17 protein-coding genes and 1 tRNA gene are annotated in these 17,680 nt (G+C 70.2%); 10 read left to right on the top strand and 8 right to left on the bottom strand.

The features are described from left to right. The first annotated feature begins 17 nt into the window (after positions 1 to 17). Both RH94_RS09000 and RH94_RS08995 read left to right on the top strand, forming a co-directional pair. The gene (locus RH94_RS09000; RefSeq protein ID WP_073947100.1) at positions 18 to 1,547 is read left to right on the top strand and encodes a LacI family DNA-binding transcriptional regulator; all 1,530 of its coding nucleotides are present in this window, start codon (positions 18 to 20) and stop codon (positions 1,545 to 1,547) included. 277 nt (positions 1,548 to 1,824) lie between these two features. Continuing rightward, on the top strand, positions 1,825 to 3,252 hold the full coding sequence (locus RH94_RS08995; RefSeq protein ID WP_073947099.1) for a DNA sulfur modification protein DndB: 1,428 nt from the start codon (positions 1,825 to 1,827) through the stop codon (positions 3,250 to 3,252). A 107-nt stretch (positions 3,253 to 3,359) separates the two neighbouring features. Here the strand turns inward: RH94_RS08995 and RH94_RS08990 are convergent, their stop codons facing one another. After that, the gene (locus RH94_RS08990) at positions 3,360 to 3,629 is read right to left on the bottom strand and encodes a hypothetical protein (RefSeq protein ID WP_143203979.1); all 270 of its coding nucleotides are present in this window, start codon (positions 3,627 to 3,629) and stop codon (positions 3,360 to 3,362) included. A gap of 456 nt (positions 3,630 to 4,085) precedes the next feature. Between RH94_RS08990 and RH94_RS08985 the strand changes: the two genes are divergently transcribed. Further along, a complete protein-coding gene (locus RH94_RS08985) occupies positions 4,086 to 4,283 on the top strand; it encodes a hypothetical protein (protein WP_073947097.1) in 198 nt (65 codons plus the stop codon). A gap of 91 nt (positions 4,284 to 4,374) precedes the next feature. Here the strand turns inward: RH94_RS08985 and RH94_RS08980 are convergent, their stop codons facing one another. From RH94_RS08980 to RH94_RS08970, 3 genes are all read right to left on the bottom strand, one after another. Further along, positions 4,375 to 5,139, bottom strand: coding sequence for a hypothetical protein (locus RH94_RS08980; protein ID WP_073947096.1), 765 nt, complete (start codon positions 5,137 to 5,139; stop codon positions 4,375 to 4,377). Positions 5,140 to 5,579: 440 nt separating this feature from the next. Continuing rightward, positions 5,580 to 5,653 (bottom strand) — tRNA-Pro (locus RH94_RS08975). Between the two features lie 111 nt (positions 5,654 to 5,764). Beyond that, entirely contained in the window at positions 5,765 to 6,691 is a 927-nt protein-coding gene (locus RH94_RS08970; RefSeq protein ID WP_073947095.1) for a metallophosphoesterase, read from the bottom strand. Between the two features lie 121 nt (positions 6,692 to 6,812). On the opposite strand from RH94_RS08970, the gene RH94_RS08965 reads away from it, so the two are divergent. Further along, the gene (locus tag RH94_RS08965) at positions 6,813 to 7,277 is read left to right on the top strand and encodes a GatB/YqeY domain-containing protein (RefSeq protein ID WP_073947094.1); all 465 of its coding nucleotides are present in this window, start codon (positions 6,813 to 6,815) and stop codon (positions 7,275 to 7,277) included. A gap of 107 nt (positions 7,278 to 7,384) precedes the next feature. Here RH94_RS08965 and RH94_RS08960 read toward each other — a convergent pair whose 3' ends face one another. Beyond that, entirely contained in the window at positions 7,385 to 9,682 is a 2,298-nt protein-coding gene (locus RH94_RS08960) for a transglycosylase domain-containing protein (RefSeq protein ID WP_073947093.1), read from the bottom strand. Between the two features lie 452 nt (positions 9,683 to 10,134). Between RH94_RS08960 and wblA the strand changes: the two genes are divergently transcribed. Beyond that, the gene (wblA, locus tag RH94_RS08950) at positions 10,135 to 10,473 is read left to right on the top strand and encodes a transcriptional regulator WblA (RefSeq protein WP_181447120.1); all 339 of its coding nucleotides are present in this window, start codon (positions 10,135 to 10,137) and stop codon (positions 10,471 to 10,473) included. Positions 10,474 to 10,592: 119 nt separating this feature from the next. On the opposite strand, the gene RH94_RS08945 is transcribed toward wblA, so the two are convergent. Together RH94_RS08945 and RH94_RS08940 are read right to left on the bottom strand one after the other, a co-directional pair. After that, complete coding sequence (locus RH94_RS08945) at positions 10,593 to 12,029, bottom strand: ArsA family ATPase (RefSeq protein ID WP_073947091.1); 1,437 nt, start codon at positions 12,027 to 12,029, stop codon at positions 10,593 to 10,595. After that, entirely contained in the window at positions 12,026 to 13,003 is a 978-nt protein-coding gene (locus tag RH94_RS08940) for an ArsA-related P-loop ATPase (RefSeq protein WP_073947090.1), read from the bottom strand. The genes RH94_RS08945 and RH94_RS08940 overlap by 4 nt, the downstream gene beginning before the upstream one ends. Before the next feature lie 106 nt (positions 13,004 to 13,109). On the opposite strand from RH94_RS08940, the gene RH94_RS39495 reads away from it, so the two are divergent. The 4 genes from RH94_RS39495 to RH94_RS08920 all read left to right on the top strand — a co-directional run bounded on the left by RH94_RS39495 (position 13,110) and on the right by RH94_RS08920 (position 15,566). Next, entirely contained in the window at positions 13,110 to 13,268 is a 159-nt protein-coding gene (locus RH94_RS39495; RefSeq protein ID WP_073947089.1) for a DUF4177 domain-containing protein, read from the top strand. Then, entirely contained in the window at positions 13,265 to 13,729 is a 465-nt protein-coding gene (locus tag RH94_RS08930) for a RidA family protein (RefSeq protein WP_073947088.1), read from the top strand. Before RH94_RS39495 ends, RH94_RS08930 begins: the two co-directional genes overlap by 4 nt. 90 nt (positions 13,730 to 13,819) lie before the next feature. After that, positions 13,820 to 14,689, top strand: coding sequence for an NUDIX hydrolase (locus RH94_RS08925; protein WP_073947087.1), 870 nt, complete (start codon positions 13,820 to 13,822; stop codon positions 14,687 to 14,689). A 43-nt stretch (positions 14,690 to 14,732) separates the two neighbouring features. After that, on the top strand, positions 14,733 to 15,566 hold the full coding sequence (locus RH94_RS08920) for an MBL fold metallo-hydrolase (protein ID WP_073947086.1): 834 nt from the start codon (positions 14,733 to 14,735) through the stop codon (positions 15,564 to 15,566). 95 nt (positions 15,567 to 15,661) lie between these two features. Here RH94_RS08920 and RH94_RS08915 read toward each other — a convergent pair whose 3' ends face one another. Continuing rightward, positions 15,662 to 16,336 (bottom strand): Crp/Fnr family transcriptional regulator, encoded by a 675-nt coding sequence (locus tag RH94_RS08915; RefSeq protein WP_073947085.1) that lies wholly within the window; start codon positions 16,334 to 16,336, stop codon positions 15,662 to 15,664. Positions 16,337 to 16,644: 308 nt separating this feature from the next. Between RH94_RS08915 and nth the strand changes: the two genes are divergently transcribed. Continuing rightward, complete coding sequence (gene nth, locus RH94_RS08910; protein WP_079188947.1) at positions 16,645 to 17,589, top strand: endonuclease III; 945 nt, start codon at positions 16,645 to 16,647, stop codon at positions 17,587 to 17,589. Positions 17,590 to 17,680 lie beyond the last annotated feature (91 nt).

Below are 17,680 nucleotides of genomic sequence, written 5' to 3'. Positions count from 1 at the left end.
GAGGGGGACAGCGGGACTTGGGTTTCGCGGAGAAGCGCGGAAATTACTGGCGCGGCCGGTACAAGGTCGCGCCCGGCAAGCACAACACGGTCGTCGACGAGAACGGCAAGGCGATCAGGTTCGCCACCAAGGGCGAGGCCCAACGGGCAGCGGCCGAGGCCGAGAACAAGTACCGTCGCGGCGACTGGCGCGACCCGGCCCTCGGCCAGGAGACCTTCGGCGAGTACGCGAACCGCTGGTACGAGGCCCAGGACCTGGCGGCCTCGACCATGCAGAACTACAAGCGCCACATCGAGGAGCACCTGCTCCCCGAGTTCGAGGACAAGGCGCTCGCCGGCATCCTGCGCACGGACGTCGACCTGTGGGAGAAGAAGGAGAAGGCTCTCTACGCGGCCTCCAGCGTCAAGACGTGGCGCTCGACGCTCCACCTGATCCTCGAGGACGCGATCGACGAGGGCCTGATCACGTCCAACCCAGCCGCCCGGCGGCGCGGACGGGGTAAGCGCGCCGGCCGCTCCCGAGACCGTGGCCCGGAGAAGGTGGTCACCGACGCGCTCGGCATCCTGCTGACCGCCGAGCGCGCCGCCCTGCTCTCCGGCCGCGACGACGAGTTCGTCGCCGTGGTCCTCAAGGGGTATACCGGCATGCGCTGGGGCGAGATCGTCGGCCTGGAGGCCGCGTTCGTCCGCCCCGGAGCCGTCCGTGTCGAGTGGCAGCTGTACGAACTCGACACGGGGGAACTGGTGCGCTGCCCGCCCAAGGACGACAGCTACCGCACCATCGACTCGATGGACTGGCTGTCCGCGCTGGTCGCCAACCACATCGCCCGCACGAAGCCCAAGCCGTGCCCCTGCCACGGCAAGACCTACGTCTTCCGAGGGCAGGGCGCGGCCCGTACCGGGGGCCACCAGGGCGCGAAGCTCGTCGACGTCTCCCGTCGTGCCGGCGTCTCGACCGGCACGGTGTCCAACGTCCTCAACCACCCCGAACGCGTCACCGAGGCCACGCGAGAGAAGGTCGAGCAGGCCATCGCGGACCTCCGGTTCGTCCGGGGCGGCGTCGTACCGGAGCATGCCGCCCACTGGCGCAGGAACGGTTTCGCGACCTGGCTGTTCACGCCGGCGGTCTCCGGCTGGTACCCGAAGAAGGCACCACAGGAGCCACGGCCGGTGCCCCTACTCGGCGAGCCTTGGCCCGGCGTCCCGGCCCGGGGGCGGGGTGCCAGCGAACGGGCCGACGCCTGCTGGCTCCCGATAGCCAAGGGACTCACGCCCCACGGACTCCGCCACACCCACCGGACGATGATGGAGGACCTGGGAACCGAGAAGGTGCTCATGGACGAACGCATGGGCCACATCGACGGCTCGGTCTCGGCGCGCTACGCCCACGTCACCCCAGGCATGCGCAAACGCCTCATGCTGGGGCTGACCGAGCAGTGGGAGACGGCACTCGACGCGCGTTTGGCCATGAGTGCCACGTCGCCCGTGCGTGTACTGAGTGATCTCCTGCGGGCACGCGGGGTGTCACGCGTGCCCGCCAAGGCGTAGCAAGAAGCGGCACTCTGTGCCCATTCGCGGGCCGCCTCTTGTCGGCGTACGCCCGTGTCCGTCCGGTGGGAGGGCGATGACTACGACTACCAAAAATAGGCCAGGCCAATTTTTGTGAGGGGTTTCTCGGAAAGAGGTTTCGAGTTTTCGGCGTCACTGATAGTGTGCCAGTCGTCACAAAATGTGACTCGGCCCGGCGACATTGCTTGTCCAGAGCTCTGTGTCGCCGGGCCGATCCCTACTGTTGCGGACCGAGGTCCGCAGGAAGCAGGTTATCGTGACCGCCCGTTCGACTGACGTCGAGCAGCTGCGCGCCAAGCTCAAGGGCAAGCGACCCATCCGCTTCGAGCGGATCGCGTTCATGTCGCAGGCCGGCAAGGTGCGCAAGCTCACTTGGTCCGAGCCCATGCCGGCGCTCGCCGAGCTGTGGAACTTCGAGTCCCTGCTCAAGCGCAACGACTACGACCTGGACGACGCAAGCCGCCCGGGGCAGCGGGACGTCTACGAGTCCCACATCAAGAAGATCGCCGAAGGCATCCGCACGTCCGACCGCCCGTACTTGGGGACGCTGGTGATCGGCATGGACCCGGACCCGGAGTTCGTGGACATCGAGGAGATCCAGGAACTCGCCACCGGCGTGACCCTGGTCAAGATCACCGTGTACGAGGGGGCGCCCGTCACGTGGTCGGTTGATGGGCAGCACCGCGGGATCTCCCTGGGGCGGGTCTGGGAGATGGTGAGGGACGCTACCGAGGGTGACGCCCTGGTGGTCCGCGAGCACATCGAGCAGTCCGCCGTGGAGATGACCCTGCTGCTCGAAGGCGACCCCGACATCCTGTCGACGCTCTTCATCAAGATGGCGAGCACCAAGCCGATCTCGCCCTCGCTGATCGCCGTCATGGACAAGGGAAGCGCGCAGAACCGTCTCGGCCAGTACGTCATCAAGAACGCGGCGCTGTGCCAGGGCCGGGTCACCTACCTGGCGAACGCGGCGCACAAGAAGCGCGCCGCCGAGAACGGCAGCAGGTTCGAGGGCCTCTACCCGGCGGCTGCGGTCCGCTCGGCCGCCGCCGCCATCGCGGGCGTCGGCGTCCGCGACCGCACCCCTGACGCCCGCGAGGACCACCTGAACGCCGTCATCAAGCAGCGCACGACCGGGAATGGTACTTCCGGCGATGAGGCACTCGACGAGATCGGCGCGGAGATCGTGGAGGTTCTTGACTACGCCTTCCAAACCATCCCTGGTTGGCGGGAGATCAATGATGGCACTCTGACCGTCGCCGAGTTCCGCGAGAACTACCTGCACTCGGCTGCGGCCGGGCTGCATGCCATCGCCAACACCATTGCCGCCGCCCGGATGGCCGGCGTGCCCCCGCGTAAAGCCGTGGACGCGCTCACCGGGATCCCCTGGCGGCGCGACGCTCTCAAGACCGTCGGCGAGGACGAGACGATGGCACACGAGTTCTTCGAGGGCACCCTCGCCAAGACCACGTGGGACCTGCGGGGCCTGCGCTGGCGGGCGGGCGCGTCCGGCGCCACCCGCTCGAATTACGAGGCCGCCATCAGCAACGTCCTCAAGCACATCGCCGAGAAGTACCCCGAGCTCAAGGCAATGGCGACGGACGAGACCTTCACCGAGCTCGGCCTGATCGCGCGTAAGCGCGGCCCGGGCCGCCCGAAGAAGACGGAGATCGTCGCGCAGTAAGCTCACACGCACTCGGATGCCCTCGCACCCTCGGTAGCGGGGGCATCCGCATATCTGGGCTCGGATGGTGCCGTACGTGGTGTGGCACAGACTTCCTTCGGTCAACCTCAGTGCTGCCGCAACCAGCCGTTTGCGACCTGCTCGATCCCGCAGTCCTCGTCCTGGCCCGCGTCCGGGTCGTCCATCGTGACCGCGGCGTCGGTGTGCTGGTCGTCCAGGAGCGCCAGCTGGCCGGCGGGAAAGGCCAGCTCGATGCGCGCGGCTCGTCCAGCGCTCTTCCCTGACGGGCCAGGCGTGCGGGAAGAGCGCTGCGGCAGGGCCCAGTACCCGGGTGGCGGCACGCAGCCGATGAACGGCAAGGGCCGCCGTCCACTCACCGTCGTCCAGGTCCTCGATCTCCTGTGGGACCGGCAGACGAGCGCGATCACAGCCGCGCGACTGGGCCGCGCCCGGGGCGAACTCGTCGTACCCGCCCGGCACCATCCCGCACCCAGCGGACCAAATCAGGCAGTGAGCGGGCCCCGGGCCCCGGCACCCGGGGCCCCGGGTGCCGGGCGCGGAGCCGGGGCCCGCCCGCACAAGTGCCGGGCGGGGGACGTGCACGTGTCTCCCGGAGAACGACGAGCCCGCAGTCGCTTGGTCACGGGAGGCCGGAGCCCTTCGCTGCCTACGACGGGGGTTGAGGAACATCGACGTCAAGACGTGCGCTAAGTCCTCCGGGGCCCGTTACCGCAGATAAGAGGGTCGCTTCACGTTTTACCGGATATCTGCCCGGCCGCCCCGAGCGGCTCCTACGCTGGATCACCTGCACCACCCGACAACGAAGGACACCGATGGACACCCCAAGCCAGCCCCAGTCACTGACCGGCCCGCAGACGTTCGTGCTCGGCACCGTTGCGGCGCTCACCGTCGCAGCGTTCTCGGCCGCACTTTGGGGAAACGCTGAGCAGAGCGAGCGCGGCTTCCGGCTGCTGAACTGGCTGCACAACCGCAGCGAGACCGAGCTCCCGCCCGCAGAGTCGGACCTGTAACGCTCACAGGCCCCGTCTGTGTCGTGCCGCGTCTGCGGGAGAGTGGACTCCTCCGCAGGCGTCGGTTTTCGTTCCAATGTTCCTCGTCCGCCTACGAGCGGTGCCAGGCAGCCGGAACACTCGGCGGCAGCGGGATCTCGTCCAGCCGCAGCCACCGCTCCCGATCGCTCTGATCGGGCAGGCAGAACCGCACGTCACCGGCCTCGTCCGCCTCGTATGGGGCGTCCCCGACCGCCCGCAGCAGCGCCCGCAGCCTCGGGTGGGGCGCCTGCATCGCCCGCTCGCGCACACCCTCGCCGCGCAAGGCGACCAGCGCGAAGGAAGTGACGTTCACCCCGGTGCGACGGTGTTCGTCTGTATGGGCCGCTTCCTCCCGGTGTCCCACAATGGAGGTCAGCGACTCCGGGCCGGCGACCGTGTACGTCAGCAGCAGTTCCCCGCGCTGGAGCACCACCTGCGCCCCCGGCTCCATCAACGAGCCGTTGCCGTCAATCGACAGCGCCACCTTGCTGACCATCGGGCCCATTCCGATCTCACGGGCCTCGTCGAACTGCTCCACCGTGGCGTCCACGAACCGCTCCGCGTCGGGCAGCACCAGCACGCAGTGCCCGTTCCGCGAGGTGCCCGTCCAACTCGGCGCGAGCGAGCCGTAGCGGGTGCCGCCTCCGTCCTTGTGCTGAACCGCCAGGTCGACCGCCAGCAGTTCAGCCCTCACCCCCAGCTGGCCGTAGGCGTTCCGCAGCGTCATACACGCGTCCACGCCCACATTCGCCGGCACACGACCGTCCACTAGAGCCACCCACAGGTACGGCAGCACCAGCTCCACCAGCTGGTCCGGTTTCGCGTGCTCCAGCATCCGCGCCGCATGGTCCAGGCTCCCCGCAGCGGCAACCCGCCACCCGGCAGCACCCCAACCGCCGTACGCGGACGCGGTAACGGAGAACGGCCGGGGACCCGCTTCTGGGGCATTCGGTGCTTCCTGCCCCGCTTCTGCTTCGACATGAGCAGGGCCTAAAGATCCCAACCGGCTCCGCGACAGACCGCCTCCACAGCACCACCAGCACCGATCGGCATACCCGAACCGCTGTGCCGTAGCGCCACGGGGCCGGGACCGGACTACCGGCCCCCCAGATAGTCGGCGGCCCGCTCGTCAGCCTCTTCAACAGACCTTCGGTGGGAGCCGCTGGGGAGCCGGTTCTGGAAGTCGGCTCCCAAATGGCTCCCAAAACGGGGCGCCAAAGCAAATCAGGCCCGGCGCTGATCTCTCAGCACCGGGCCTGACCTGGTGTTTCTCTGTCGGGGTGGCGGGATTTGAACCCACGACCTCTTCGTCCCGAACGAAGCGCGCTGCCAAGCTGCGCCACACCCCGGTGTCGCTGCTTGTCGCGGCGACGACGATTACTTTAGCCCACTGGCGGCCGGAGACGAAATCCGGTTTTGGTGGGGTGGCGGCGGACCGGGGTGCAGGTGGGGGTGGGGGGCTACTCCCGCCCCACCAGCGTCAGCAGCGTCGCCTCCGGTGGGCAGGCGAAGCGGACCGGGGTGTAGCGGTTGGTGCCGCAGCCGGCGGAGACGTGGAGGTAGGAGGTGCGGCCCTCGGAGGTGTGGGTGGACAGGCCCTTCACCCGGTCGGTGTCGAGGTCGCAGTTGGTGACCAGGGCGCCGTAGAAGGGGATGCAGAGCTGGCCGCCGTGGGTGTGGCCGGCCAGGATCAGGGGGTAGTCGTCGGCCGTGAAGGCGTCCAGGGTGCGCAGGTACGGGGCGTGGACCACGCCCATCGAGAAGTCCGCCGTGTCGGAGGGGCCGCCCGCGACCCGCGCGTAGCGGTCCCGCTTGATGTGCGGGTCGTCCAGGCCGGTCAGCTCCACCGAGACGTCCTCGACCTTGAGGGTGCCGCGCGTGTTCGTCAGATTGAGCCAGCCGGCCTCGTCGAAGCCGTCGCGCAGGTCCTCCCACGGGTTGTGGATCACCCCCACGGCGGGCGGGTTGCCGTTCAGGCCGTGGCGGCCGGTCGTCTTCTCCATCAGGTAGCGGGCGGGGTTGCGCAGCTTGGGGCCGTAGTAGTCGTTGGAGCCGAAGACGTACGCGCCCGGGAACTCCATCAGGGGGCCGAGGGCGTCCAGGACCTCCGGTACGCCCTCCGGGTCCGACAGGTTGTCGCCGGTGTTGATCACGAAGTCGGGGCGCAGGCCGGCCAGCGAGCGCAGCCAGCGCTGCTTCTTGCGCTGGCCGCTCACCATGTGGATGTCGGAGACCTGCAGGACGCGCAGGGGGCGCATGCCGGAGGGCAGGACCGGGACCGTCACCCGCCTCAGGCGGAAGGAGCGGGCCTCGAAACCCGCCGAGTAGAGGAGGCCTGCGGCCGCAACCGCCGTGATGCCCAGGGGAATTCCGTATCGCGCGCGCATGTGCCCATCGTCTCAGGCCCGTCCTCGCAGGGAAAATCAGCCGCGGTTCGCCGGGGAGCCGACCCGCGGGCCCCGTGAATTGACGCGCGGGGACGCGGCCGTAGCTGCGACAATCACCTCCATGACCACGCTCAAGTCGAAGCTGCACGATGACCTCAACGCCGCGATCAAGGAGCGCGACGAGCTCCGCTCCTCGACGCTCCGGCTGACGCTTGCCGCGATCACCAAGGAGGAGGTCGCGGGCAAGGAGAAGCGCGAGCTCTCCGACGACGAGGTCCTCAAGGTGATCACCAAGGAGGCCAAGAAGCGCCGGGAGGCGGCCGAGGCCTTCGCGCAGGGGGGTCGTGCGGAGTCGGCCGAGCGGGAGAAGGCCGAGGGCGAGGTGCTCGCCGCCTATCTGCCCAAGCAGATGTCCGACGAGGAGCTGAACGCGATCGTCGCCCAGGCCGTCGAGGAGGCCAGGGCGGCGGGTGCCGAGGGGCCGCGGGCCATGGGGGCGGTCATGAAGATCGTGAACCCCAAGGTCGCGGGGCAGGCCGAGGGCGGCCGGGTCGCCGCCGCGGTCAAGAAGCTGCTGGCGGGCTGATCGGCAGCGGACCGGCAGCGGATCGGCAACTGATCAGCGAAAGGGGCGCCGGCTCTCAGCCGTGCGCCCCTTCGCCGTTGTTCTTCCCGTGGTGGCCGGCAGGCCCGTCAGCCGCGCTGGCCCCCGTTGTCGGTGCCCCGGGGAACGCCCTGGCCCTGGAAGAAGCCCTCCGGGACGGAGAAGGACGGGTTCGGGCCGGGGCCGCCGCCGTTGTTCCCGCCGTTTCCGCCGATCAGACCGCCGAGGAACCCGCCGTTGTTTCCGCCGTTCCCGTGGCCCCTTCCCCTTCCCCTGCCCTGGTCCTCGTCCCTGTCGTCCTCGTCCCTGTCCCTGTTCCTCTCCGGGTCCGGGATGTCCACGAGCTGGAAGGACGGGGCGTCCTTGCCCTCGAGCGCGCCGCTCATCATGTCGCGCCAGATGGGGCCGGGGACCTGGCCACCGAAGACCTTGGAGTGCCAGACGCCGCCGATCGAGATGTCGACCATCCTCCGCTTGTGCGCGGGGTCGCCGACCCAGACCGCGCCGGCCATGTTCGGCGTGTAGCCCACGAACCAGGCCGCGTAGCGGAAGTCCGTCGTACCGGTCTTGCCGGCGCTGGCGCGGCTGCCGAGGCCGGCCTGCGTACCCGTACCGTCCTCGACCACGCCCCTGAGGAGCGTGTTGATGGTGTCGGCGGTCTTCTCCGACATCGCGCGCGAGCAGGTCGTCTTCGGGACCGCGAGCGACTTGCTCTTGTCACCGATGCGCTGGCTGATCGACGCGATGGCGACCGGGGTGCAGTACATGCCGCGCGAGGCGAAGGTGGCGTAGCCGTTCGCCATGGTCAGCGGAGACATCTCCTGGGTGCCGAGGGCGATGGACGGGGCCTGGGTCATCTTCTTGCCGTCCGCCCGCTCGACGCCCATCTTCTTGGCCATCTCCGTCACCGGGCAGATGCCGATCTCGCTGATCAGCTCCACGTAGTAGGTGTTGACCGACTTCGCGGTCGCCTCCTTCATGGCGTAGGGGCCGACCTCCGCCTCGTTCTCGTTCTCGACCGGGACGCCCTTCTCGTTCCACGTCCTGCCGCCGCAGGCCGAGACCGGGGTCGGGTAGTCCATCTTGTACGGCGAGGCGTACGACTTCGTCGGGGGCATCCCGCGCTCGAGGGCCGCGGCCGCGACGATCGGCTTGAACGTCGAACCGGGCTGGTAGCCGGCGCCGCCGCCCATGGCGCCGTCGACGGAGAGGTTGATCTGCGTCTCGTTCTTGCCGAAGCCGTACGGGCGGGACTGGCCCATGGCGAGGATCTTGCCGGTACCGGGCTCGACGATGGCGGCGGCGGTGGCCACGTCGTCGCTCTGTTTGACGTGGTCCCGGATCGACTTCTGCACCGACTCCTGCGCCTGCGGGTCGAGCGTCGTGCGGATGGTCAGACCGCCCTGGTTCCAGATCTTCGCCCGGTCCTCCCTGGTCTTGCCGAAGACGGGGTCGTTCAGGAACACCGCGCGGACGTAGTCGCAGAAGAAGCCCGCGCCCTTGACCGCCGTGATGCAGCCGTTGCGCGGCGGGGTGACCTTCAGGCCCAGGGGCTCCTTCTTGGCCTTGTCGGCCTCCGCCTGCGAGATGTCGCCGACGTCGGCCATGCGCTGCAGCACGACGTTGCGTCGCTTGGTGGCCTTCGCCGGGTCGTTGGCCGGGTCGTAGTAACTGGGCGACTGGACGAGACCGGCCAGCAGCGCCGCCTCCGGAAGGGTCAGGTCCTTGGCGTGCTTGGAGAAGTAGCGCTGTGAGGCGGCCTCGACGCCGTAGGCCTGCTGGCCGAAGAAGGTGATGTTGAGGTAGTTCTCGAGGATCTTGTTCTTGCCCAGGTCCTGCTCGACCTGGATCGCGTACTTCAGTTCCTTGATCTTGCGGCCGAGGGTCTGCTGGGTGGCCTGGGCGACCTTCGTCGGGTCGTCGCCGGCCTCCTCCACGAAGACGTTCTTGACGTACTGCTGGGTGAGCGTGGAGGCGCCCTGGGTGACCCCGCCTTCTTGCGCGTTCTTGTTGAGCGCGCGCAGCACGCCCTTCAGGTCGATCGCGCCGTGCTCGTAGAAGCGCGAGTCCTCGATCGCGACGATCGCCTTCTGCATGTACGGCGAGATGTTCTTCAGCTCCACCACCGTACGGTCGCGGGAGTAGACCTGGGCGATCTGGTGGCCCCGGTTGTCCAGGATCGTGGTGCGCTGGCTGAGCGGCGGACGCTTGAGGTTGGCCGGGATGTCGTCGAACCCCTCGACCGATCCCTTGGCCGCCAGGCCCAGCGCGCCGGCCGCGGGCAGCGCGATGCCGGCCATCACGACTCCCGCGAGCACACTGACACCGAGGAACTTGGCGGCCTGCTGTGTGGGCGACAGGCCTCCACCGGAGCGCTTCTTTGGCATGAGGGCAGCCTACGTTCTCATTCGCCGGACACGCGTATATGCCTTGGCCTAAGCTGCTCTCACTGTCACAGCCGTGTGGCCACGTATCAATACGTCCGGCGGCCTCGAAAGGTTCCGGGTCCGCTCGATTTTTTCGGACGGGACGGGTCCGGGAGTGTGTCGGGGCGTGCCGCGAGGGCGTGTTGGGTGTGCGCCCGAAATCACCTCGTGTGCCACCTGGCGTCCGTTGTGGCGCACCGTAATTGCCCCATGGTGCCGGTAATGCCGCACATGTCGCCAGCTCACTCCCCCGGGTGATCTGCCGCTTCCCCATAGTCCGTTCGGACCATTCAAGATTGGGCCCGCTGGGGGTGTTGCGCCGTGCCCACCTTCCGTAACGTCCTCAACTGGCGGCGGTGAATATGCCGCTGCCGCCGTGGGGGAGCCTCGATTCGGGAGAGGACGGCGCCGGTATGGGCTGGGTAACCGACTGGAGTGCGCAGGCGGCCTGCCGCACTACCGATCCGGATGAACTGTTCGTTCAAGGAGCAGCGCAGAACAGGGCCAAGGCGGTGTGCACCGGATGTCCGGTTCGCACCGAGTGCCTCGCCGACGCGCTCGACAACCGCGTGGAGTTCGGGGTCTGGGGAGGCATGACGGAGCGTGAGCGCCGCGCACTGCTGCGCCGGAGGCCGACCGTCACGTCCTGGCGCCGGCTGCTGGAGACCGCGCGCATGGAGTACGAGCGCGGGGTGGGCCTGGTGCCTCTGGAGGACGGCCAGGTGTACGAGAACTACGCGGCGGTGGGCTGAGCATCCTCCTGAACCGGACCGGACCGGACCGGACCGGACCGGATCGGACTGGATCTGGCTGGGACGGGCTGGATCGGATCGGGCTGGACTGGGCTGAGGCGTCCCCTGGGCTGCGCGCGTCAGGCGCTCGGCTCGGGCAGCTCGCGGCGGTTGTCCGCGAGCTTGTTTCCGATGTCCCGCAGCCCCGAGAGGTCGTGCACATCGCCGGGCAGCGCGGCCACTTCGGCCACCGCCACCTCGGGATGCAGGGCGGTGAAGCGGTCCCGCGTGCGCTGCTCGCGGAAGAGCAGTTGCATGCGCTCGGCGTGCAGCCTCAGCAGGCCCGCGGTGACCTGGTCGACGGACGGGTCCGGGTCGGGGGCGTCGGCGGAAGCGGGCGCATCGGTGTCGGGGGGTGCATCGGTGCCGGTGGGCGCGGGGGTGTCGGCGCGCGTAGCACCGGGATCGGGGTGGGAAGAGGGAGAGTCCGAACCGCCGTACGTGTCGGGGGAGTTACAAGGTTCTTTCCCGTCCTCCTGATCCACAATGCGGGACTCTTCAAGATTTTCCGCGGCGGCCAGCGCCCGCTCGGCCGACAGATGGCCGGCGCCGCTGCCGTGCACCCGGTTGAGCACCAGACCGGCGAGGGGCATCTTCTCCGCGGCCAGTCGCTCCACGAAGTACGCGGCCTCGCGCAGCGCGTCGCGCTCCGGGGCCGCGACCACCAGGAACGCCGTCCCGGGCGCCTGCAGCAGCTTGTACGTGGCGTCCGCGCGCGTGCGGAAGCCGCCGAAGGTGGTGTCCATCGCGGCCACGAACGTCTGGACGTCCTTGAGCAGCTGACCGCCCAGCAGCTTGCCGAGCGTGCCGGTCATCATCGTCATCCCGACGTTCAGGAACTTCATGCCCGCGCGCCCGCCCAGCTTCGCCGGGGCCGTCAGCAGCCGGATCAGCCGGCCGTCGAGGAAGGAGCCGAGCCGCTTGGGGGCGTCCAGGAAGTCCAGCGCGGAGCGGGACGGCGGGGTGTCGACGACGATGAGGTCCCACTCGTCCCTGGCCCGCAGCTGGCCCAGCTTCTCCATGGCCATGTACTCCTGCGTGCCCGCGAAGCCGGCGGAGAGCGACTGGTAGAAGGGGTTGGCCAGGATCGCGGCCGCCCGCTCGGGGTCCGCGTGCGCCTCGACGACCTCGTCGAAGGTGCGCTTCATGTCGAGCATCATGGCGTGCAGTTCGCCGCCGCCCTCCGTGCCCTTCACCCGGCGCGGCACGTTGTCGAGCGAGTCGATGCCCATGGACTGGGCGAGCCGGCGGGCCGGGTCGATGGTCAGGACGACCACCTTGCGGCCCCGTTCGGCGGCGCGCAGGCCGAGGGCGGCTGCGGTGGTCGTCTTGCCGACCCCGCCCGAGCCGCAGCACACCACGATCCGGGTCTCCGGGTCGTCGAGCAGCGGATCGATGTCGAGCATGCGCGCGGGTGCGAGACGACGGGCGCTCTCGTGCGCGCGTGGGTTGTCGTGCGTACGGGACGTCTCACGCGCGCGTGGCGTCTCGTGTGCCTGCGCCGGGTCCGGGCTCATGACATCCCCTGCTTCCGCAGCTCGGTCGCCAGTTCGTACAGGCCCGCCAGGTCCATGCCCTCGGCGAACAGTGGCAGTTCGTGCAGCGGCAGGCCCAGCTCACCCAGCTCGGACCGCTGCTCCTCCTCCAGCGTGTACCGCTCGGCGTACTCCTCGGCCTGTCCCAGCAGCGGTTCCACCAGCCGCTCGGCGTTCCCGCCGCGCCGCGCGCCGCCGAGTCCGGCGGATGACAGCGACCGGGCGAGAGCGGCACGCGGAACGGTCCGTACGAGTTCCAGGTCTTCCGCGTCCAACACCTGCGGACGCACCATGTTGACGACGACCCGGCCCACCGGCAGCCGGGCGGCGCGCAGTTCGGCGATGCCGTCGACCGTCTCCTGGACGGGCATCTCCTCCAGCAGCGTCACCAGGTGCACGGCCGTCTCGGCCGACTTCAGCACCCGCATCACCGCCTGCGCCTGATTGTGTATCGGGCCGATCTTCGCCAGGCCCGCCACCTCGTCGTTGACGTTGAGGAAGCGGGTGATGCGCCCGGTGGGCGGCGCGTCCATGACGACGTAGTCGTAGACGAACCGTCCGCCGCGGTCCTTGCGCCGTACCGCCTCGCACGCCTTGCCGGTCAGCAGGACGTCCCTGAGACCGGGCGCGATGGTGGTGGCGAAGTCGATGGCGCCGAGCTTCTTCAGGGCCCGGCCGGCGCTGCCCAGCTTGTAGAACATCTGGAGGTAGTCCAGCAGAGCCTGTTCGGGGTCGATGGCGAGTGCGTACACCTCCCCGCCCCCGGGAGCGACCGCGATCTTCCGTTCTTCATAGGGCAGCGCCTCCGTTTCGAAGAGCTGTGCGATGCCCTGCCGGCCCTCGACCTCGACGAGGAGCGTGCGCTTCCCCGCCGTGGCCAGGGCCAGCGCGAGAGCGGCGGCGACCGTCGTCTTTCCGGTCCCGCCCTTGCCGCTGACGACCTGGAGCCTGCTCACGCCTTCGAGCCTAACCAGTCCGAGCTCCTCGCACGCGGGAGGCTGTGGACAACCGTTGTCGTGGTCGGCCGCGTGACCGGCGTACGACAGGAGCTACAGTCGGCCCATGACCAAGTGGGAATACGCAACCGTGCCGCTGCTCGTCCACGCCACGAAGCAGATTCTGGACACCTGGGGCGAGGACGGCTGGGAGCTCGTCCAGGTCGTGCCCGGGCCGAACCCGGAGCAGCTGGTGGCCTACCTGAAGCGGGAGAAGCAGGGATGAGCGCGGTCGAGGCGAAGCTGGCCGAGCTGGGCCTGACGCTGCCGGAGGTCGTGCCGCCGCTGGCCGCCTACCAGCCGGCCGTGCGCTCCGGCGTGTACGTCTACACCGCCGGCCAGCTGCCGATGGTGGACGGCAAGCTGGCGGTCACCGGCAAGGTCGGCCACGAGGTCACGCCGGAGGAGGCCAAGGGCCTGGCACGCGTCTGCGCGCTGAACGCCCTCGCCGCCGTCAAGTCCGTCGCGGGCGACCTGGACCGCGTCGCGCGCGTGGTGAAGGTCGTGGGCTTCGTCGCCTCCGCCCCGGACTTCACCGGCCAGCCGGGTGTCGTCAACGGCGCCAGCGAGCTGCTGGCCGAGGTTCTCGGCGACAAGGGCGTGCACGCGCGCAGCGCGGTCGGCGTGGCGGTACTGCCGCTGGACGCGCCCGTGGAGGTGGAGATCCAGGTCGAGCTGGAGCCGTAGGCCCCGCCGGCAGGACCCGGCAGGGCCCTGAACAGGCTCCGGCCTCGGACCCCTCTCGAACATTCGCCCACCACGGGATAGCCTCCGCCCATGGCGAATGGGCAGTGGTTTCCCCCGGACTGGCCGGAACGCATCCGCGCGCTCGCGGACGGCACCCTCACCCCGGTCACGCCGAAGCGCGCGGCCACCGTGATGCTCCTGAAGGAAACCGACGCCGGTCCCGCCGTGCACATGCTGCGCAGACGCGCCTCCATGGCCTTCGCCGGAGGCGCGTACGCGTACCCGGGCGGTGGCGTCGACCCCCGCGACGACGACCACCTGGTCCGCTGGGCGGGCCCCACGCGCGCGTGGTGGGCCGACCGGCTCGGCGTCGACGAGAGCGCGGCCCAGGCGATCGTCTGCGCGGCCGTCCGGGAGACGTACGAGGAGGCCGGCGTCCTGCTCGCGGGACCCGACGCCGACTCGGTCGTCGGCGACACCACGGGCGCGGACTGGGAGGCCGACCGTGCCGCCCTGGTCGCCCGTGAGCTGTCCTTCGCGGACTTCCTGGACCGCCGGGGCCTGGTGCTGCGCTCGGACCTGCTGGGCGCCTGGACGCGCTGGATCACCCCGGAGTTCGAAGCCCGCCGCTACGACACCTGGTTCTTCGTGGCCGCGCTCCCCGAGGGCCAGCGCACCCGGAACGCCTCCACGGAGGCCGACCGTACGGTGTGGATCCGCCCCGAGGACGCGGCGGCCGCGTACGACAAGGGCGAGCTGCTGATGATGCCGCCCACCATCGCCACCCTGCGCCAGCTGGTCCCCTGCGCCGGCCCCGCCGAGGCGCTCACGGCCGCGCGGGAACGCGACCTGGCCCCCGTCCTCGCGCAGGCCCGCCTGGTGGACGACGAGATCGTCCTGTCCTGGCCGGGCCACGACGAGTTCACCCGGCACATCCCGAACGGGGCGGCTCCCGCGTGAGCCGCGGCTCCCGTACGGCAGACGTCCAGGAAGGTCTCCCCGCATGACGGACGCAGCAGCGCTCCCCGGGCAGCCCCGGGGCGGTGTCCTCACCGGTCCCGCCACCGCGCGGACCGTCAACGTCCTCGCGCCCAACGCGTCCCCCATGACCCTGGACGGCACCAACACCTGGATCGTCTCGGAGCCGGACTCCGACCTGGCCGTGGTGGTCGACCCGGGGCCGCTGGACGAGGGCCATCTGACCAACGTGGTCGACATGGCGGAGAAGGCGGGCAAGCGCGTCGCGCTGACCCTGCTGACGCACGGCCACCCCGACCACGCGGAGGGCGCCGCCCGCTTCGCCGAGCTGACCCGCACGCGCGTGCGTGCGCTCGATCCGGCCCTGCGGCTGGGCGACGAGGGCCTGGGCGCCGGGGACGTGATCAAGGTGGGCGGTCTGGAGCTGAGGGTCGTACCGACCCCCGGGCACACCGCCGACTCCCTCTGCTTCCACCTCCCGGCCGACCGGGCGGTCCTCACCGGCGACACGGTCCTGGGCCGCGGCACGACGGTCGTGGCGCACCCCGACGGCCGCCTGGGCGACTACCTGGACTCCCTGCGGCGCCTGAGGTCCCTCACGGTCGACGACGGCGTCCATACGGTCCTGCCCGGCCACGGCCCCGTCCTGGAGGACGCCCAGGGCGCCGTCGAGTACTACCTCGCCCACCGCGCCCACCGGCTCGCCCAGATCGAGACGGCCGTCGAGAACGGCCACCGCACCCCGTCCCAGGTCGTCGCCCACGTGTACGCCGACGTGGACCGCGCCCTGTGGCCGGCCGCGGAGCTGTCGGTACGGGCCCAGCTGGACTACCTGGAGGAGCACGGGCTCATCCAGTGACGGGTGAGCAGCGACGGGCGAACAGCGACGGGCGAACGAGGACGGGCCCCGTCCCACCGGGGAGGGGCCCGTCGAAGTACGCCGTACGGCCGCCGTCAGCGCGAGCGCTTCGCGAGGCGCTCCACGTCCAGCAGGATCACCGCGCGGGCCTCCAGGCGGAGCCAGCCGCGCTGGGCGAAGTCGGCCAGGGCCTTGTTCACGGTCTCGCGGGAGGCGCCGACCAGCTGGGCCAGCTCCTCCTGGGTGAGGTCGTGGACGACGTGGATGCCCTCCTCGGACTGCACGCCGAAGCGGCGGGAGAGGTCCAGCAGGGCGCGGGCGACACGGCCCGGCACATCGGAGAAGACCAGGTCGGACATCTGGTCGTTGGTCTTGCGCAGACGCCGGGCGACGGCGCGCAGCAGGGCACCGGCCACCTCGGGCCGCGCGTTCAGCCAGGGCTGGAGGTCGCCGTGGCCGAGGGCGAGCAGCTTGACCTCGGTCAGCGCGGTCGCGGTCGCGGTGCGCGGGCCCGGGTCGAACAGCGACAGCTCGCCGATGAGCTCGCCGGGGCCCACCACGGCCAGCATGTTCTCGCGGCCGTCCGGGGACGTGCGGTGCAGCTTGACCTTGCCCTCGGTGACCACGTAGAGACGGTCGCCCGGGTCACCCTCGTGGAACAGAGAGTCGCCCCGTGCGAGGGTCACCTCCGTCATGGAGGCGCGGAGCTCCGCGGCCTGCTCGTCGTCGAGCGCCGCGAAGAGCGGATTGCGCCGCAGAACGTCGTCCACGAGTTCTCTCCTTGTCGACCTGCTCAGGGGATCCTGCTCCCCCGTGTGCCAGGGGTCCGTGTTCCCCATTTTGCCGGACGTTCCAAACAGTGTGATCTGTCACAAGGATGCCGCACAGATGTCCCGGGGTACGCGGCAGGGGTCCAATCGGGACCCGATCACCGGGCTCCGGGACGGATGTCGGCGCCGGGCTCTAGGCTGGCCGGGTGTCCAAATCGCCGGTGAGAGCACAGGTCGAGGGGGCTGCGCGGGTGGTTGTACGTCAGAATTCCGCCTTGGGCGAACAAGAGCCCGACGATGGAACAAGCATGGCAAAAACGGCGAAAGGGGTGCCCGCCGGGAAGGTGGCGCCCGTGAAGAAGACGGCCTCCGCCAAGAAGGCCGCGCCCCCCGAGAAGGTGACCGTCGTGCCGGAGAAGGCCACCGCCGCCGTCAAGAAGGCCCCGCCCGCGAGGACCGTCGCCCCGAAGCCGCCGAGGAACGAATCGCGCACCGCCCTGGTCCGCCGCGCCCGCCGGATCAACCGCGAGCTCGCCGAGGTGTACCCGTACGCCCACCCCGAGCTGGACTTCGAGAACCCCTTCCAGCTGCTGGTCGCCACGGTCCTGTCCGCTCAGACCACGGACCTGAGGGTCAACCAGACGACGCCCGCGCTGTTCGCCGAGTACCCCACCCCGGAGGACCTCGCCGCCGCCGACCCGGAGGAGGTCGAGGAGATCCTGCGGCCCACCGGCTTCTTCCGGGCCAAGACCAAGTCGGTCATGGGCCTGTCCAAGGTGCTGGTGGAGGAGTTCGGCGGCGAGGTCCCGGGACGGCTCGAGGACCTCGTCAAACTGCCCGGTGTCGGCCGCAAGACCGCCTTCGTGGTGCTCGGCAACGCCTTCGGCCGCCCCGGCATCACCGTGGACACGCACTTCCAGCGGCTGGTGCGGCGCTGGCGGTGGACCGAGGAGACCGACCCCGACAAGATCGAGGCCGCCGTCGGCGCGCTCTTCCCCAAGAGCGACTGGACGATGCTCTCGCACCGCGTGATCTTCCACGGCCGCCGTATCTGCCACGCCCGCAAACCCGCGTGCGGCGCCTGCCCGATCGCCCCGCTCTGCCCGGCCTACGGAGAGGGCGAGACGGACCCGGAGAAGGCGAGGAAGCTGCTGAAGTACGAGAAGGGCGGCTTCCCGGGCCAGCGCCTCAAGCCCCCGCGGTCCTACCTGGACGCGGGCGGCAGGCCGGCACCGCCGCTGGGGGCCGGATGACGCCGGCGGGGCCCGCGCGGCCCCGCGGCGGGCGGAACGATCCCGGTGCCCTCGGGCGTTGGGCACGTCAGGGCGACGGCCGGACGGCGAC

It is taken from the genome of Streptomyces kebangsaanensis, from assembly GCF_001906585.1.
Lineage (GTDB): Bacteria > Actinomycetota > Actinomycetes > Streptomycetales > Streptomycetaceae > Streptomyces > Streptomyces kebangsaanensis.
Note: the sequence above shows the minus strand (reverse complement) of the source record. Positions and strands in the feature narration are given on the sequence as shown.